This window comes from Duganella fentianensis (assembly GCF_964031615.1).
GTDB classification, from domain to species: Bacteria; Pseudomonadota; Gammaproteobacteria; order Burkholderiales; family Burkholderiaceae_D; genus Rugamonas; species Rugamonas fentianensis_A.
The window spans coordinates 496,474-512,278 of record NZ_CAXIQN010000022.1 but is presented as its reverse complement, the minus strand read 5'-3'; the positions used below and the strand labels follow the sequence as shown (position 1 = coordinate 512,278).

Genomic DNA, 15,805 nt, shown 5'->3' with positions numbered 1-15,805 from the left:
CGCAGACCGCGGGTGTTAGGTCTTGTCCGGCAGGATGCAGGCATCGACCATTTGCAGGTCGTTGTCTTTGGCGAAGGAGATGACGAAGTGGTAAGCCATAGGCTCGAGGTCGCGCAGTTTGCCGTTCACCACCACCGACTTCACCCCGTCGAGCACCACGGGGCGCACATAGGGCGAAAACTGCAGGTGGGAATCGCGGCCACCGCCGAAACCTTCCGGCTTGAAGCAGGCCATCACGCCGCACAGACGTTCGGCCCAGTCACTCGGACGGAACTGGCGACCATTGCTGGTGCGGCCAATGATGAAGAACGAATCCTGCTGTTCTAACGGATTGTGGGCTGACTCGGCCATAGGCGGGCTGCTTCTGCGTAGATACTTGTTGGTAACAAGAATGCGTGAACGTTCCCGACGGATTTGCCGGGCGGATATCATTCTGTAAGAATCTTACGTATTATATCTTATAGAAGACCCTAAAACGTAAGTCCTTGAAATAACATCGTTAATTTTCACGCTTAAGCATTTTGGTGCAGAATTATCATCATTCTGCACCATGGCGACACCTATTGTACCCCTTTAAGGTGCAGCTCCCAGCCACACGGCGCCGGACAGCAGCAATAACAACATCATCCACAACAGCAAGGCGCGCCAGACCAGACCTACCGTGCTTTGCAGCGCGCGCACGTTAGGCTCTTCACCCGGCAGTACGTCCGGCTCTTCATCGCTGGTATCGACCGTGGCCGCATCGACGGGCAGCACCTTGGCGGCATTCTCGGCCGGCGTACCCAGACGCACACCCATGGCGCCGCCACCGGCCGCCAGAATGATGCCGATCGCTTCGTCGGCCCAGCGGTGGGCGAAGTTGCGCCATGCATAGATGGCGTCCTCGAAGTTGCCCACCACGGCAAAGGCCACGGCCGTTAGGCGCACCGGGATCCAGTCTATCCAGTAGAACGCGCGTGCTGCGAACTGGCCAAAGGCTTCGTTGCGCATGTGTTCAGGTTCGTTCCACGCACGCGCTAGATGCTCGGCCACGCGGTACATCACGGCGCAGGCAGGACCGAGCGGCATGAGGAACCAGAAGAATACGCCGAACACATTGCGGTGCGTGGTGATCAGCGATTTCTCTACCGCCAGACGGGCGATTTCGCTACTTTCCATGCCCACCGTATCCTGCTTGGTCCACTCGCCGAGCAGCTTGCGTGCAGCCGCTTCGTCGCCCGCATTGAGCGCCAGCTGGATCGAGGTGAAATAGTGGCTATAGTGGCGGAAGCCCAGCGTCAGGTAGACGATCAGCACGTTCCATGCAAACGCGGCGAGGAACAGGTTGTAATGCTTGAGCAGGCCGTATATCAGCGCAGTTGGTACCATCAGCAGCGCCATCATCAGGAACCAGCCCATGCGGCCGTGGCTCGAGTGACCGGCGTTAAACCAGGTCTCCATGCGCAGTGCCAGTGCCTTGATTTCCGTGTAAATCGGATTATCAGCCCGCAGTGGCTTCATCTGCTCGATCAGCAGCGCGCATAAAATAGAAAGAAAAGTCATCTAACGTCCTTGGATAGGGCTAAGCTGCAATGCCCGCTACGATAGCGCACCGAGCTTAGGCGCGCAAGAAATGGAACAGATTGCGCAGCATACCGGCCGTCGCGCCCCAGATGAAATACTCGCCATACGGCATGGCGTAGAAGCTGCGCCGTCCTGCCGGCAGCTCGACGGACAGGCGCTGGTGGTTCTGGCCATCCATCAGAAAATGCAAAGGCACTTCAAATACTTCCGCCACCTCGCCTGCATCGGCCTGCAGTTCGAACGGTGGCTGCAGCAGCGCCACCACGGGCGTCACGCAGAAACCCGTCCCCGTCAGATAGCGCGGCAAGGTGCCCAGCACATCCACATGATGACGGGCCAGACCGATTTCTTCCTCTGCTTCGCGCAGCGCCGTCTCGATCGCACTGGCGTCGTAGTCTTCGGCCCGACCACCGGGAAAACTGATCTGGCCCGCGTGTTTGCTCAGGTGTTCGGTACGGCGCGTGAGCAGCAATTGCAGGCCGTGTTCGCGCGCCACCAGCGGAATCAGCACCGAAGCTGGCGTGGGCGTCTGCGCGCCCGCCAGCATGGCTGATTCATCGGCTGTCTCGGCCTGCCATGCAGGCTGCTCGGCAAAGCGCTGGCGCAGCCAGTGCGGCGTCAGACGGTCCGGCGCCACGGCGGCTTCGCCGGCCACGGCATCAACGGGTAGTGCACGGGGATCAAACGGGGGGCGTGCCAATACGCTCTCCTCCAGTGATGAATTCAGAACAAAAAAGGGCGCCAGTGGCGCCCTTTCCCGAGGCCTGCAGCCTCATGCTTCCTAAACTAACGCAACAATTATGCAGCGTCGGTTTTCGCCGCTGGGCGACGGTTAGGCAGCTTTTCTTTGATACGTGCCGATTTACCGGAACGATCACGCAGGTAGTACAGTTTAGCGCGACGTACGTCACCGCGGCGTTTCACTTCGATCGAAGCGATCAGCGGGGAGTACAGCTGGAAGGTACGCTCAACGCCTTCGCCGGACGAGATTTTACGAACGATGAAGTTCGAGTTCAGGCCACGGTTACGACGGGAGATCACAACGCCTTCGTACGCCTGAGCACGCTTACGGGTGCCTTCGACGACGTTTACGTTAACGATCACGGTATCGCCAGGTGCAAATTCAGGAATGTTTTTGCCCAGACGAGCGATTTCTTCTTGCTCGAGTTGTTGAATCAGATCCATTTTACGGCTCCATAAACCATCATGCTGGCGCGCTGTACTACTTGCCCAGTAGAGGATGGGGGTTACACGTACAAGCAACATGCCTGCACATGACATCAGCAGGTTTTTACAAACCTGCCAAAAACTGTTCGTCTTTGCGCGTCAGCAAACCGGCTGCACGGGCTTCAACGAGTAAATCGGGGCGCTTGCGCGCGGTCGCTTCCAGCATGCGCTGGCGGCGCCATTTTTCAATCTCGGCGTGGTTGCCGCCCATCAGTACCGGCGGCACAGTTACACCTTCATACGTCTCGGGGCGCGTGTAGTGCGGCGCATCGAGCAGACCGTTGACGAAACTATCCTCCACGGCCGACGCATCCGTGTTCAATACGCCCGGAATCTGGCGGATCACGGCATCCATCAAGGCCATGGCCGGCAGCTCGCCACCGGACAGGACGAAATCGCCTAGGCTGATTTCTTCATCCACGCAGCGATCCAGCAAACGCTGGTCGACTGCTTCGTAACGGCCGCACAGGATCACCAGACCGGCTTCCTGTTTCAGCTCCATCACCCGCGCATGGGTCAGCGGTTTGCCTTGCGGCGACATGAACACGACCCGCGGCGACGGCAGACCGGCCTCGGTCTGGCGCGCTTTCGCGGCGTTCAGCGTCGCTTCCAGCGGTTTGGCCAGCATCACCATGCCGGGGCCGCCACCATAGGGGCGATCATCCACGGTGCGGTGATTATCGGTGGTGAAATCACGCGGATTCCACAGCGACAGACCACATTTATTCTGTTCGAACGCACGCCGGGTGACACCCGACTGCGTCAGAGCGGCGAACATTTCAGGGAACAGGGTCACGACATCAAATTGCATGGCGGGCCGCCCTCTTTATGTTCAGTAATCAAGGCCCCAGTCGACTGTGATTTTCTTTGCGGCCTTGTCTACCTTGATGACATACGCGTCCACAAATGGAATCAGGCGCTCTTGCGCCCCATCTTCCGGAACAGCTTCGGCCGTGGCTGCTGGCGTAATGCGCAAGATCGACTGCGGACCATTGCTCATCATGTCAGACACCGTACCGAGGTGCTCACCTTGCAAATTCTCTACTTCCAGACCGATCAGATCAGCCCAGTAAAACTCGTCGTCCGACAAGACCGGGAAACGGCTACGGGGAATCGACACAGCAGCACCCTTGAGTGCTTCCGCAACGTTACGATCCGTAATGCCGATAATTTGCGCCACCACATCGCCGCCATGCATTTTGCAATGCTTGACATCGACATCATGGACACCCGGCTTATCGAGCCACCAGGTTTTAACCCGCAGGAGTGCATCCGCATCTTCCGAGAAAGGACGTATCCTGACCCAGCCTGCAACGCCGTAGGCACCGTAGACAAAGCCTACCTGTGCCAGATCGTCGGGGACTTGCACCCCGGATGCATTCTTGACGGTCAAACCAGCAACCAGTATTAAGCTGCTTTGTTCTGGGCTACCAGACGTGCAACTGCTGGCGACAGTTGTGCGCCAACCGATTGCCAGTGAGCCAGACGGTCAGCGGTAATGCGCAGAGGCACTTCACCACCGGAAGCCATCGGGTTGTAGAAACCGATACGTTCGATGAAACGGCCATCGCGACGATTGCGCGAGTCGGTTGCAACGATGTTGTAGAACGGACGCTTCTTGGCGCCTCCACGAGCTAAACGAATAACGACCATAATATTTCCAAAAAGTGTGCTAGGACGGAAAAAGCCGCAAATTATAGCGCGCTTTGCCGCGAAGCAGCAAGCGTTAATGAAATAATCGGGCAATGTTGGGGTAATCAAAGATTATCCCCCGATCCGGCGTGCGGAGCAATAGGCTGAAGCACAAAAAAACCTCCGCCGGAGGCGATATTATGCCCGATACTGCTGTTTTACCGGCAAATTAGCGAACAAACATGACCGAAGTGCATCAAGTCCGCCACAAAAACAAAACCGTGGCCACCCTGCTGGCCTTTCTACTGGGCGGCATCGGTGCCCAGCGCCTGTATCTGGGCGGCCTGCGCGATCGCGCCCTGTGGGCCCATCTGAGCGCCCTCCCCCTATGCGCCGCCGCCAGCGCCGTATGGCCCCAAGCCGACCCGTTCTACCACCTGCTACCCATCATCATCTCGGGCCTGATCGGCTTTCTCGAAGCCTTGATCATGGGCCTGACCAGCGACGAAAAATGGGATGCGCGCCACAACGCCAACAGCGGGCGCCAGTCGGCCAGCCAATGGCCTTTAGCCGTCATCCTCGTCGCCAGCATGATGCTGGGTGCCGGCAGCCTGATTGCCACCATGTCGCGCCTGTTCGACCTGCTCTACACGGGCGGCGCCTACGGCTAAACAACTTCGGGGTCAGATCTGTCATTCGGACATGCAGATCACACCATTGATATACCGCAATGACCACCCGAACAAAGTGGGAATACAACCACATAAAAAAACGTTCAGCGCAAGACTTGCCGCTGAACGTTTTTAGAGAATGATCTTGAGATAGCTCAAGTATCGGGGTCGGATGTCCGAATGACAGATCTGACCCCAATTTTTTAGAACTGCTCGACGGACAGTGCTAGCACGCCGCTGCTGCCAGATACGATGGCGCTGCGCAGGCTGCCTGCTTGCGACAGGATGTGGTCGGCAAAGAAGCGGGCGGTGACGATCTTGGCGCTGTAGAAGGCGGGATCGCCTTCGCCTGCGTCCAGCTTGCGCTGGGCGATCAGGGCGGCGCGGGCCATCTGCCAACCACCCAAAACCAGACCAGCCAGCTTCAGGTACAGCACGCTACCGGCGAACACGCTCTTGATGTCGCTCTTGACGTTGGCAACCACGAAGTCCACTACCGCTTCCAGATCCGCGCTGGCGGCGCTCAGCTGGGCTTCGATGGCCTTGAAGTCGGCGCCATCACGTGCGGCCAGTTCGGCTACCGTCGCGCGTACTTGTGCGATCAGGTTCTTCGCTACGGCACCGCCGTCGCGTACAGTTTTGCGGCCAACCAGGTCGTTGGCCTGAATCGCTGTGGTGCCTTCGTAGATGGTCAGGATCTTGGCATCGCGGTAGTGCTGGGCTGCACCCGTCTCTTCGATGAAGCCCATACCGCCGTGCACCTGCACGCCGTCACGGGTGACGTCCTGCGACATTTCAGTCGACCAGCCTTTGATGATAGGCACCAGATATTCGTACACAGCCAGCGTCGATTTGCGCACTTCGGCATCGGCGTGGTTGTGGGCGATATCGCTCAGGCCGGCACCGACGTAAGCCAGTGCACGCGCCGCTTCCGTCTGCGAACGCATATTCATGAGCAGGCGGCGTACATCTGGGTGATTGATGATGGCAACAGGGCCAGCGGAACCAGCCAGATCACGCGACTGTACGCGGTCTTTGGCGAAGGTGACGGCTTTCTGGTATGCGCGCTCGGCCAGGCCGATACCCTGCATGCCAACGCCGAAGCGGGCTGCATTCATCATGATGAACATGTATTCGAGGCCGCGATTTTCTTCACCCACCAGCGTGCCGATGGCGCCGCCGTTGTCACCGAACTGCAGTACGGCCGTCGGACTGGCCTTGATGCCCAGTTTGTGTTCGAGCGAGACGCAGTGCGCATCATTGCGCGCGCCCAGCGTGCCGTCGGCATTGACGAGGAATTTAGGCACGATGAACAGGGAAATGCCTTTCACGCCAGCCGGTGCGTCCGGGGTGCGTGCCAGCACCAGATGGACGATGTTTTCCGTGAAGTCGTGTTCGCCGTAGGTGATGAAGATTTTGGTGCCGAAGATTTTGTAGGTGCCATCTTCCTGCGGCACGGCGCGAGTGCGCACGGCAGCCAGATCGGAACCGGCCTGTGGCTCGGTCAGATTCATGGTGCCGGTCCATTGACCCGAGACCAGTTTTTCCAGATAGGTGGCTTTCTGTGCGTCGCTACCGGCCGTCAGCAGCGCTTCGATGGCGCCATCCGACAGCAGCGAGCACAGCGCGAACGAGATGCTGCCCGCGTTGAGCATTTCGATGCATGGCGTAGCCAGCAGCTTGGGCAGGCCCTGACCACCGAATTCGACCGGATGCTGCACACCCTGCCAGCCCGCTTCCGCATAAGCCGTGAACGCTTCCTTGAAGCCTTTCGAGGTGGTGACTTTACCATCGGCTAGATAGCTAGGCTCTTTGTCGCTGGCGTGGTTCAGCGGGGCGACGACGTTGGCGACGAATTTGGCATTTTCTTCCAGCACGGCTTCGGCCGTGTCAGGCGTTGCATCTTCATTGCCGGGCAGTGCGTTCACGGCGGCCAGATCGGCCAGTTCGTTCATCACGAACAGCATGTCTTTCAGGGGTGCTTGATAAGGCATCGTTTTTCTCCAATATCTCCAGAATTCTGCGAATTTGCGCTAAAAAAAAGCCACGTCAATCCGGCTTACGGATCAGCGTGGCTCTGGCTGGCGCCTAGTGCGTCGGGGGATTAGCCCAGTTCCGCTACCAGTTGCGGCACGATCTCGAACAGGTCGCCCACGATGCCGTAGTCGGCTACCGAGAAGATAGGCGCTTCCGGATCTTTGTTGATGGCCACGATGGTCTTCGAGTCTTTCATACCAGCCAGGTGCTGGATGGCGCCCGAAATACCCACGGCAACGTACAGATTCGGTGCCACGATCTTACCGGTCTGGCCAACCTGCCAGTCGTTCGGTACGTAGCCAGCGTCCACGGCGGCGCGCGAAGCACCCATAGCGGCGTTCAGCTTGTCGGCCAGCGGCTCCAGAATCTTGAAGGCTTCGCCCGAACCCATGCCGCGACCACCGGAAACGATGATCTTGGCAGCGGTCAGTTCAGGACGGTCCGACTTGGCCACTTCACGACCAACGAAGGCCGATTTGCCGCTGTCGGCTACAGCTGCAGCCGTTTCGGTAGCAGCCGCGCCGCCGGTGGCAGCAGCAGCGTCGAAGCCGGTTGCGCGCACGGTGATGACTTTCACAGCGTCGGTCGATTGCACGGTAGCGATGGCGTTACCAGCGTAGATAGGACGCTCGAAGGTGTCAGCCGATTCGACTTTGGTGATTTCCGAAATCTGCGCAACGTCGAGCTTGGCAGCAACGCGTGGCAGGATGTTTTTGCCGTAGGCGGTAGCTGGCGCCAGAATGTGGCTGTAGCCGCCGGCAATCGCCAGCACCTGCTCGGCCACGTTTTCGGCCAGACCTTCAGCGAAGTAAGGGGCGTCCGCCACGATCACTTTGGATACACCGGCGATCTGTGCAGCGGCAGCCACGGCTGCGCCTGCGTTGGAACCGGCCACCAGCACGTGCACGTCACCACCGCACTGGGCGGCTGCGGTCACGGTGTGGAGGGTGCTGCCCTTCAGGCTAGCGTTGTCGTGTTCAGCGATAACTAATGCGACCATGATTGTTCCTTTAGATGACTTTGGCTTCGGTACGCAGTTTTGCGACCAGGGTGGCGACGTCCGGTACGGTGATACCAGCGGAACGCTTGGCCGGCTCGGCCACTTTCAGGGTTTTCAGACGCGGGGTCACGTCTACACCCAGATCTTCCGGCTTGGTCACATCCAGCGGCTTTTTCTTCGCCTTCATGATGTTCGGCAGCGTTACATAGCGTGGCTCGTTCAGACGCAGGTCGGTAGTCACGATGGCTGGCAGAGTCAGTGCCAGCGTTTCCAGACCGCCGTCCACTTCGCGGGTGACGGTGACTTTGCCGTCTTCCAGCACGACTTTCGACGCGAAGGTGGCCTGTGGCCAGCCCAGCAGCGCAGCCAGCATCTGGCCGGTCTGGTTGGAGTCGTCGTCGATCGCCTGTTTACCCAGGATGATCAGTTGCGGTTGTTCTTTGTCAGCCAGTGCTTTGAGCAGCTTGGCCACAGCCAGCGGCTCCAGTTCGGCGCTGGTTTCTACCAGAATGCCGCGGTCGGCGCCGATCGCCATACCGGTGCGCAGGGTTTCCTGGCACTGGGTCACGCCGCACGATACGGCCACCACTTCGGTCACTTTGCCGGCTTCTTTGAGACGGGTGGCTTCTTCCAGCGCGATCTCATCGAATGGGTTCATCGACATTTTGACGTTGGCAATATCCACGCCGGTGCCGTCGGATTTGACGCGCACTTTAACGTTGTAGTCGACCACGCGCTTAACGGGTACCAAGACTTTCATAACTGTGCCTTTGGAAAAAGTAAAAATCGGGGTTAAAACCGGGCCAAGGTGCTGTACATCGCTCGCACCAGTTAGGCAGGACTAAATTCTGTGGGCTAGATTATATGAGAAATCCACGCCGCACAAGAAAATAAAGCACGATCGTGCGTTTTTTAGCTAGTAGAAATCGTCTAAAAAATAAATCTTCTAGACGATGACTTTGGGAAAAACTAGAACAATGCGCTTATTTGCGGCGCATCAAAAAGACGAACTCGCGGCCAGTTTGTACGTGCGACAGCAGAGCGTTGCCGGTCTGTTTGCAGAAGGCCTGAAAATCCCGTACGGAACCGGGGTCGGTCGCCATGATGCGCAGCACTTCCCCGCTCTGCAGTTCTGCCAGCGCTTTCTTCGCTTTCAGAATGGGCAAAGGGCAATTCAAACCGCGTGCATCAAGTTCCTGGTGGAATTCCATGACTGCTTCTTCTAATAACATGTCGCTCATCAAAAACCTGCTCGTTTTGTTAGGACTGACGCCAGTCTACTCCAAAACGGTAGGATTGACGCGCTGCACCAAAATAGTTCATCGTTCGTTGCATCTTTGCAACGCAAGCTGGAAAGTATACAACAGCCTGTCATGAACGACAACGGCCTGCGTGGATCACGCAGGCCGCATAAACACTACTTCAGCGGGGCGCTTAAAGGATTAAACGCGCTCGCCCACCCAGCCGATGACAGCGGCCAGCGCTGCCGGCAGCGCCGCAGCATCGGTACCGCCAGCCTGCGCCATATCGGGGCGTCCGCCACCTTTGCCGCCCACTTGCTGTGCAACGAAGTTGACCAGTTCACCCGCTTTGACTTTGCTGGTCGCGTCCGCCGTGACGCCGGCGATCAGGCTGACTTTGCCATCCTGTACACTGGCCAGCACGATGGCGGCGGTTTTCAGCTTGTCTTTCAGCTTGTCCATGGTTTCGCGCAGACCGGCCACATCCGCGCCTTCCAGCGTGGCGGCCAGCACTTTCACACCGTTCACGTCGGTGGCTTGCGCCGCCAGTTCATCGCCCTGACCCGCAGCCAGCTTCGACTTCAGCGCTGCCAGTTCTTTTTCCAGCGATTTGACGTGATCCTGTACCTGAGCGATACGGCTGCCCAGTTCTTCCGGATTGGTTTTCAGTGCGGCCGCTGCATCCAGCAGACGACGGTTCAGGCTCTGTACCAGGGCCAGTGCGCCCACGCCGGTGACGGCTTCAACACGGCGGATACCGGCCGCGACACCGCCTTCGGCGATGATCTTGAACAGGCCGATGTCGCCGGTGCGCTGCACGTGTACGCCACCGCACAGCTCTTTCGAGCTACCGATGTCCAGTACGCGCACTTCGTCGCCGTATTTCTCGCCGAACAGGGCCATTGCGCCATGCTTCACCGCATCGTCAAACGACATGTGCTGGGCTTTGGTGGCGTGATTTTCCAGAATTTCCTTGTTAACCTTGGCTTCCACTTCGGCGATCTGCTCGGCCGTCAGCGGCGCATTGTGGCTGAAGTCGAAACGGGTTTTGTCGGGATCAACCAGCGAACCTTTCTGCGCCACGTGACCGCCCAGCACTTCGCGCAGGGCTTTGTGCATCAGGTGGGTAGCCGAGTGGTTACGGATGGTACGGCCGCGCTTGTCCAGATCCACTTCGGCCGACACGGCATCGCCCACTTTCAGCGTGCCCTGTGCCAGCACACCGTGCTGACCGAATACATCGGCTTGAATCTTCAGCGTGTCTTCCACCTCGAAGTGGGCACCAGCGGCTTTGATCACACCGTGATCACCGACCTGACCACCCGATTCGGCGTAGAACGGGGTGGTGTCCAGCACCACGATGCCCTGCTCGCCTGCGTTCAGTTGCTGCACTGGCGCGCCATTGCTGTACAGCGCGATGACTTTGGCGTTGGCGCTCAGTTCTTCGTAGCCGACGAACTTGGTTTTCTCGCCGCTGTATTCGACGTTGGCAGCCATTTTGAATTTACCGGCAGCACGGGCAGTTTTCTTCTGCTGTTCCATCGCCGCAGCGAAACCTTCTTCGTCCAGCGTGATGTTGCGTTCGCGGCAGATATCGGCCGTCAGGTCGAGCGGGAAGCCGTAGGTGTCGTACAGGGTGAAGGCGGTGGCGCCGTCCAGACGGCTGGCGTCCTTGGCAAGCTGGGCTTCCAGAATCTTCATGCCGTTTTCCAGCGTTTCACCGAAGCGTTCTTCTTCCTGCTTCAGGGTCTGGGCCACGCGTTCCATGGCTTCCGTCAGTTCCGGATAGGCCGTGCCCATCTCGATATTGAGATCGTTCACCAGCTTGTAGAAGAATGGCTTGGTCTGGCCCAGTTTGTGGCCGTGACGCAGCGCGCGGCGGATGATACGGCGCAGCACGTAGCCGTGGCCTTCCGAGCTAGGAATGATGCCGTCAACGATCAGGAAGGAAGCAGCGCGGATGTGGTCGGCGATCACGCGCAGCGATTTCGATTCCAGATCGGTGGCGCCCGTTTCACGTGCGGCAGCTTTGATCAGCGCCTGGAACAGGTCGATTTCGTAGTTGCTGTGCACGTGTTGCAGTACGGCGGCCAGACGCTCCATGCCCATGCCCGTGTCCACGCATGGCTTAGGCAACTTGTGCATCACGCCCTGTTCGTCGCGGTTGAACTGCATGAACACCAGATTCCAGATCTCGATGAAGCGGTCGCCGTCTTCTTCTGGCGAGCCCGGAGGGCCACCCCAGATGTCGGCACCGTGGTCGTAGAAAATCTCGGTGCAAGGGCCGCATGGACCGACGTCGGCCATCTGCCAGAAGTTGTCGGACGCGTAGCGCGAGCCTTTGTTGTCGCCGATACGGATGATGCGCTCTTTCGGTACGCCGATTTCGTTGGCCCAGATATCGTAGGCTTCGTCATCTTCGAAATACACGGTGACGGTCAGCTTCTCGGCCGGCAGCAGGTAGACCTTGGTCAGCAGTTCCCACGCGTAGTTGATCGCGTCGCGCTTGAAGTAGTCGCCGAAGCTGAAGTTACCCAGCATTTCGAAGAAGGTGTGGTGACGTGCCGTGTAGCCGACGTTTTCCAGATCGTTGTGCTTGCCGCCGGCGCGTACGCAGCGCTGCACGGTGGTGGCGCGCGAATAAGGGCGGGTATCGAGGCCGAGGAATACGTCCTTGAATTGCACCATGCCGCTATTGGTCAGCAGCATGGTTGGATCATTGCCAGGTACCAGCGGGCTGGAGCGGACAATCGTATGACCCTTGGATTCGAAAAACTTGAGGAATTTGTCGCGGATTTCAGATGATTTCATGTCGTAAGCAGAAGTAGCTGGCAGATGCAAAGGGTTGATTATATATGAGCACGGGGTGGACAGGGCTGTCAGGCGTAGGCGGGGCCGATCAAATCGATACGGTCGGTGCAAAAGCCGTCCACACCCCAGTCCAGAATTTCACGCGCGCGGGCGGGATCATTGACGGTGTAACAGAATAGGCCATAGCCGGCCTGTTTGATGGCCGCTGCCTGGGCTGCCGTCAGGTGGCGCTGGTTGGTGTGGATGGCCACGGCGCCCAGTGCCTGCGCCTGTTCCAGCCAGTTGTCCGGCAAACGATCGAGCAAATAGCCGCGTGGTAACTCCGGCACGGCATCGCGCGCAGCTGCCAGTGCAGCATAGCTGAACGAGGACAATAAGGGCAGCCGGGCTGGATCGCCGTTTGCTAGTTCTTCAAGGAAATGCTCGCGTGTTGTTTTTGCAACCCAGTCGCCCGTGGCCGCCTCGTAGCCATCGGCCGGTTTGATTTCTACGTTCATCCAGATGCGTTCGGCACGGCAAAAGGCGATGAAATCCGTGTAGCGGGGTATCGTGACGCCTGCGTAGTCAGGACCGAACCAGCTACCGGCATCCATCGCAGCCAGTTCGGCCGCTGTGCTGGTGGCCACGCTGCCCTGCCCGCCCACGGTACGGCCGAAGTCAGGATCATGGATCACCATGCCGATGCCATCGCGCGACAGCATGACATCGAACTCCACCGCATGAAAACCATGGGCAAGACCGGCGCGCAGACCGGCCAGCGTATTTTCCGGCGCCAGCGTGCCGCCGCCCCGGTGCGCAACAATTTTAGGATATGGCCACATAGTTCCACACTAGCACGCCAGCAGGCGCGATCGATTTAACAGTGTTAGTCAGTAGTGATAACGGCAAGCGACAATATTAAGCACGCCATCAACGTAGGCATAGACCAGTCGGTGCGTCAGATCCATGCGCCTCGACCAGAGCCCTGTCAGATTGCCTTTCAGCGGTTCCGGCTTGCCTATTCCACTATATGGCGCGGACAGGCAGGCATCAATCAGAAGATTGATTTTCTGTGCAAGTTTCGGATTCTCAGTTTGCCAGTACTGATAGTCCTCCCAGCCTATATCCGTGAACGCCACAACGGACTGGGCGGCCTGCTTCTTGTTACTTGCCTTCTGGTTTTTCATTGCGTACCAGTGCCCGTCTACGGGCCTTGCCGGCATTTAGCTGCTCCAGAGATGCAAGTAGGCGGCTGGCGTTCTTGGGCGAACCGAGCAGGTAAAGTGTTTCCTCGATTGCGCTGAAATCCGACAGCGACAGCATGACGACCGCTTCGCCATTCTGGCGAGTGATGATCGCAGGACTGTGATCCATACAAACATCGTCCATCACACTCTTCAGCCCGGCGCGCGCCTCGCTAAAAGTTAACACGTTCATTTGTGATGCCCCTCAGCCTATTGAATTAAACGGTACAGCTTATCCCGCGAATCATTGTACACAAATCTGTACAAGATATCGGATGTGGACGAAAAAACCTTGTGCATGAGCCGAGACGAACCACTACACTAATGGCCTGATAGCAAATTTGTAAAGGTAGACCACATGACCGTTGCCCAAGCATTAGGACATATCCGCGTCCTTGACCTCAGCCGCGTCCTTGCCGGACCGTGGTGTTCGCAGAATCTGGCCGACCTCGGCGCCGATGTGATCAAGGTGGAGCGACCCGGCAGTGGCGACGATACCCGTGCCTGGGGCCCGCCCTACGCTAAAGATGCCGACGGCAACAACACCACGGAAGCAGCCTACTATCTGGCCGCCAACCGCGGCAAGCGCTCGATCACGGTCGATATCGCCAGCACCGGCGGTCAGGCGCTGATCCGCGAACTGGTACGCCACAGCGACGTGGTACTGGAAAACTACAAGGTGGGCCAGCTCAAGCGCTACGGTCTCGATTACGAATCACTTAAAGCCATCAAGCCCGATCTGGTGTACTGCTCGATTACCGGCTTCGGCCAGAACGGCCCCTACGCGCACCGCGCCGGCTATGATTTCCTAATACAGGGCATGGGCGGCCTGATGTCCGTCACGGGTGAACGCGACGACCTGCCCGGCGGCGGCCCGCAGAAAGCCGGTGTGGCGCTGACCGATCTGATGACGGGCATGTATGCCACCATCGCTATCCTTGCCGCCCTGACCCACCGCGACCGCAGCGGCGAGGGCCAGTACATCGACATGGCCCTGCTCGATGTGCAGGTCGCCATGCTGGCGAATATGGGCAGCAATTACCTGAACAGCGGCAAAGCGCCTAAGCGCTGGGGTAACGCCCACCCGAATATCGTGCCCTACCAGACCTTTGCCTGCAGCGATGGCTACATCATCGTCGCCAGCGGCAACGATGGCCAGTACCAGAAGTTTGTCGAAGTGGGCGGCCGGCCCGATCTGGCCACCCACGAGCGCTATGCCACCAACCCGCTGCGCGTGCAGCACCGCGACGAACTGGTGCCTATACTGGCCGAGATGGTGGCCAGGCAGACGCGCGCGTTCTGGATCGAACAGCTGGAAGCGGTCGGCGTGCCTTGCGGCCCCATCAACAACCTCGATGACGTCTACAAGAACCCGCAAGTGCTGGCGCGCGAACTGGTGATGGAAGTGCCACACCCGACGGCCGGCTCCACCAAGCTGGTACGCAGCCCCATGAAGATGTCGCTCACACCGACCGACGTAGCGGTGGCGCCACCGCTGCTGGGCCAGCATACGGACGACATCCTGCGCGAAGTACTGGGCCACAGCGATGCCGAGATCGCCGCCTTGCGCGCACAGGGAGTGGTGTGATGCACACCCCGCTCAACGCTGAAGTCAGCCGCCTGTACCGCCTAGGTGGCGACAGCGACAGCCAGCCGCTGGAACTGGTTTCAGCGACTGGCCAGACGCGTGCCATGGTGCTGGAATTCCGCCGCAAAGCGGGACAGGCTGTGCCCCGTCACTGGGACAATCTGTGCCGCATGGCCAACTACCTGCAAGAGCAGCTGGAACTGCCCGCACCGGCCGTCAGCATCTCCGGCAAGAACAGCTACCAGCTATGGCTATCGCTCAGCCAGGCCGTGCCTGTAGAGCAGGCCGAGACCTTTCTGCTGCAACTGTGCGCCAGCTATTTCCCCGATGTGCTCGCAGACGAACTGGACTGGCTACCGCAACACGCTGACCAGCATGTCCAAAGCCGCGTGGAATGTCCGCCCCGCGTACAAAGCAATGGCCTGTGGTCCGCCTTTATCCACCCCGGCATGGGCGCCGCGTTCGAAGAAGAAGCGGGACTCGAAGTGGAGCCACCTGCCGCCGGTCAGGCAGCTTTTCTGGAAAGGCTGCACAGCATCAGCGTAACCCAGTGGAACCACGCCTGTGCCCTGCTGCAGAGCCAGCAGCCTGACGCTGCTCTAGCGACCAGCGCTGCGGCAAAAGCCGAACCCAGCGCTACAACTGGTGCCGCAATATCCCGCAACGACGGCCTGCTGCTCAAGGACGCCACGCTGGACGACATCATCCGTCATCTCCACGAGCGGAATATCGAGCCTACGTTCCGCCATCTGCTGCCCAAGCGCTAGGTCGCCAGCAGTTGTAGCGCAGCGACTATCCGCGCCGCATGCCAC

At 58.9% G+C, this 15,805-nt stretch carries 18 protein-coding genes; 3 read left to right on the top strand and 15 right to left on the bottom strand.

From position 1 onward, the window contains the following. Nucleotides 1-15: 15 nt before the first annotated feature. The 7 genes from ABNT42_RS19455 to rpsP form a co-directional block, all read right to left on the bottom strand. Nucleotides 16-351 carry a DUF3579 domain-containing protein gene (locus ABNT42_RS19455; protein ID WP_155434606.1) on the bottom strand — a complete coding sequence of 112 codons (336 nt, stop codon included), beginning with the start codon at nucleotides 349-351 and terminating at the stop codon, nucleotides 16-18. Between the two features lie 222 nt (nucleotides 352-573). After that, the gene (locus ABNT42_RS19450) at nucleotides 574-1,542 is read right to left on the bottom strand and encodes a CobD/CbiB family protein (RefSeq protein ID WP_348699755.1); all 969 of its coding nucleotides are present in this window, start codon (nucleotides 1,540-1,542) and stop codon (nucleotides 574-576) included. Between the two features lie 55 nt (nucleotides 1,543-1,597). Then, on the bottom strand, nucleotides 1,598-2,263 hold the full coding sequence (locus ABNT42_RS19445) for a CoA pyrophosphatase (protein ID WP_348699753.1): 666 nt from the start codon (nucleotides 2,261-2,263) through the stop codon (nucleotides 1,598-1,600). A gap of 98 nt (nucleotides 2,264-2,361) precedes the next feature. Continuing rightward, the gene (rplS, locus tag ABNT42_RS19440; protein WP_155434603.1) at nucleotides 2,362-2,748 is read right to left on the bottom strand and encodes a 50S ribosomal protein L19; all 387 of its coding nucleotides are present in this window, start codon (nucleotides 2,746-2,748) and stop codon (nucleotides 2,362-2,364) included. A 106-nt stretch (nucleotides 2,749-2,854) separates the two neighbouring features. After that, nucleotides 2,855-3,601: a tRNA (guanosine(37)-N1)-methyltransferase TrmD gene (gene trmD, locus ABNT42_RS19435; RefSeq protein ID WP_348699749.1), complete on the bottom strand. Its 747-nt coding sequence runs from the start codon at nucleotides 3,599-3,601 to the stop codon at nucleotides 2,855-2,857. Between the two features lie 21 nt (nucleotides 3,602-3,622). Beyond that, nucleotides 3,623-4,183, bottom strand: coding sequence for a ribosome maturation factor RimM (gene rimM, locus ABNT42_RS19430; protein ID WP_348699747.1), 561 nt, complete (start codon nucleotides 4,181-4,183; stop codon nucleotides 3,623-3,625). Between the two features lie 14 nt (nucleotides 4,184-4,197). Then, nucleotides 4,198-4,443: a 30S ribosomal protein S16 gene (gene rpsP / locus ABNT42_RS19425; protein WP_155434600.1), complete on the bottom strand. Its 246-nt coding sequence runs from the start codon at nucleotides 4,441-4,443 to the stop codon at nucleotides 4,198-4,200. Between the two features lie 221 nt (nucleotides 4,444-4,664). On the opposite strand from rpsP, the gene ABNT42_RS19420 reads away from it, so the two are divergent. Further along, nucleotides 4,665-5,093, top strand: a complete 429-nt coding sequence (locus tag ABNT42_RS19420) for a hypothetical protein (RefSeq protein ID WP_348699745.1) — start codon at nucleotides 4,665-4,667, stop codon at nucleotides 5,091-5,093. Between the two features lie 203 nt (nucleotides 5,094-5,296). On the opposite strand, the gene ABNT42_RS19415 is transcribed toward ABNT42_RS19420, so the two are convergent. From ABNT42_RS19415 to ABNT42_RS19380, 8 genes are all read right to left on the bottom strand, one after another. After that, nucleotides 5,297-7,087: an acyl-CoA dehydrogenase gene (locus ABNT42_RS19415; RefSeq protein WP_348699743.1), complete on the bottom strand. Its 1,791-nt coding sequence runs from the start codon at nucleotides 7,085-7,087 to the stop codon at nucleotides 5,297-5,299. A 110-nt stretch (nucleotides 7,088-7,197) separates the two neighbouring features. Next, a complete protein-coding gene (locus tag ABNT42_RS19410) occupies nucleotides 7,198-8,130 on the bottom strand; it encodes an FAD-binding protein (RefSeq protein WP_348699740.1) in 933 nt (310 codons plus the stop codon). 10 nt (nucleotides 8,131-8,140) lie between these two features. Further along, nucleotides 8,141-8,890: an electron transfer flavoprotein subunit beta/FixA family protein gene (locus tag ABNT42_RS19405; RefSeq protein WP_155434596.1), complete on the bottom strand. Its 750-nt coding sequence runs from the start codon at nucleotides 8,888-8,890 to the stop codon at nucleotides 8,141-8,143. 223 nt (nucleotides 8,891-9,113) lie between these two features. After that, nucleotides 9,114-9,341, bottom strand: coding sequence for a sulfurtransferase TusA family protein (locus ABNT42_RS19400; protein ID WP_161036831.1), 228 nt, complete (start codon nucleotides 9,339-9,341; stop codon nucleotides 9,114-9,116). Between the two features lie 231 nt (nucleotides 9,342-9,572). After that, complete coding sequence (gene alaS, locus ABNT42_RS19395) at nucleotides 9,573-12,182, bottom strand: alanine--tRNA ligase (RefSeq protein WP_348699738.1); 2,610 nt, start codon at nucleotides 12,180-12,182, stop codon at nucleotides 9,573-9,575. A gap of 68 nt (nucleotides 12,183-12,250) precedes the next feature. Next, entirely contained in the window at nucleotides 12,251-13,003 is a 753-nt protein-coding gene (gene ugpQ / locus ABNT42_RS19390) for a glycerophosphodiester phosphodiesterase (protein WP_348699736.1), read from the bottom strand. A gap of 48 nt (nucleotides 13,004-13,051) precedes the next feature. Further along, nucleotides 13,052-13,348 (bottom strand): Txe/YoeB family addiction module toxin, encoded by a 297-nt coding sequence (locus tag ABNT42_RS19385; RefSeq protein ID WP_348699734.1) that lies wholly within the window; start codon nucleotides 13,346-13,348, stop codon nucleotides 13,052-13,054. Beyond that, the gene (locus ABNT42_RS19380) at nucleotides 13,326-13,598 is read right to left on the bottom strand and encodes a type II toxin-antitoxin system prevent-host-death family antitoxin (protein WP_348699733.1); all 273 of its coding nucleotides are present in this window, start codon (nucleotides 13,596-13,598) and stop codon (nucleotides 13,326-13,328) included. Before ABNT42_RS19380 ends, ABNT42_RS19385 begins: the two co-directional genes overlap by 23 nt. Nucleotides 13,599-13,763: 165 nt before the next feature. Between ABNT42_RS19380 and ABNT42_RS19375 the strand changes: the two genes are divergently transcribed. Both ABNT42_RS19375 and ABNT42_RS19370 read left to right on the top strand, forming a co-directional pair. Beyond that, nucleotides 13,764-14,993: a CaiB/BaiF CoA-transferase family protein gene (locus ABNT42_RS19375; protein WP_348699731.1), complete on the top strand. Its 1,230-nt coding sequence runs from the start codon at nucleotides 13,764-13,766 to the stop codon at nucleotides 14,991-14,993. Continuing rightward, nucleotides 14,993-15,760: a hypothetical protein gene (locus ABNT42_RS19370; protein WP_348699729.1), complete on the top strand. Its 768-nt coding sequence runs from the start codon at nucleotides 14,993-14,995 to the stop codon at nucleotides 15,758-15,760. The genes ABNT42_RS19375 and ABNT42_RS19370 overlap by 1 nt, the downstream gene beginning before the upstream one ends. Nucleotides 15,761-15,805 lie beyond the last annotated feature (45 nt).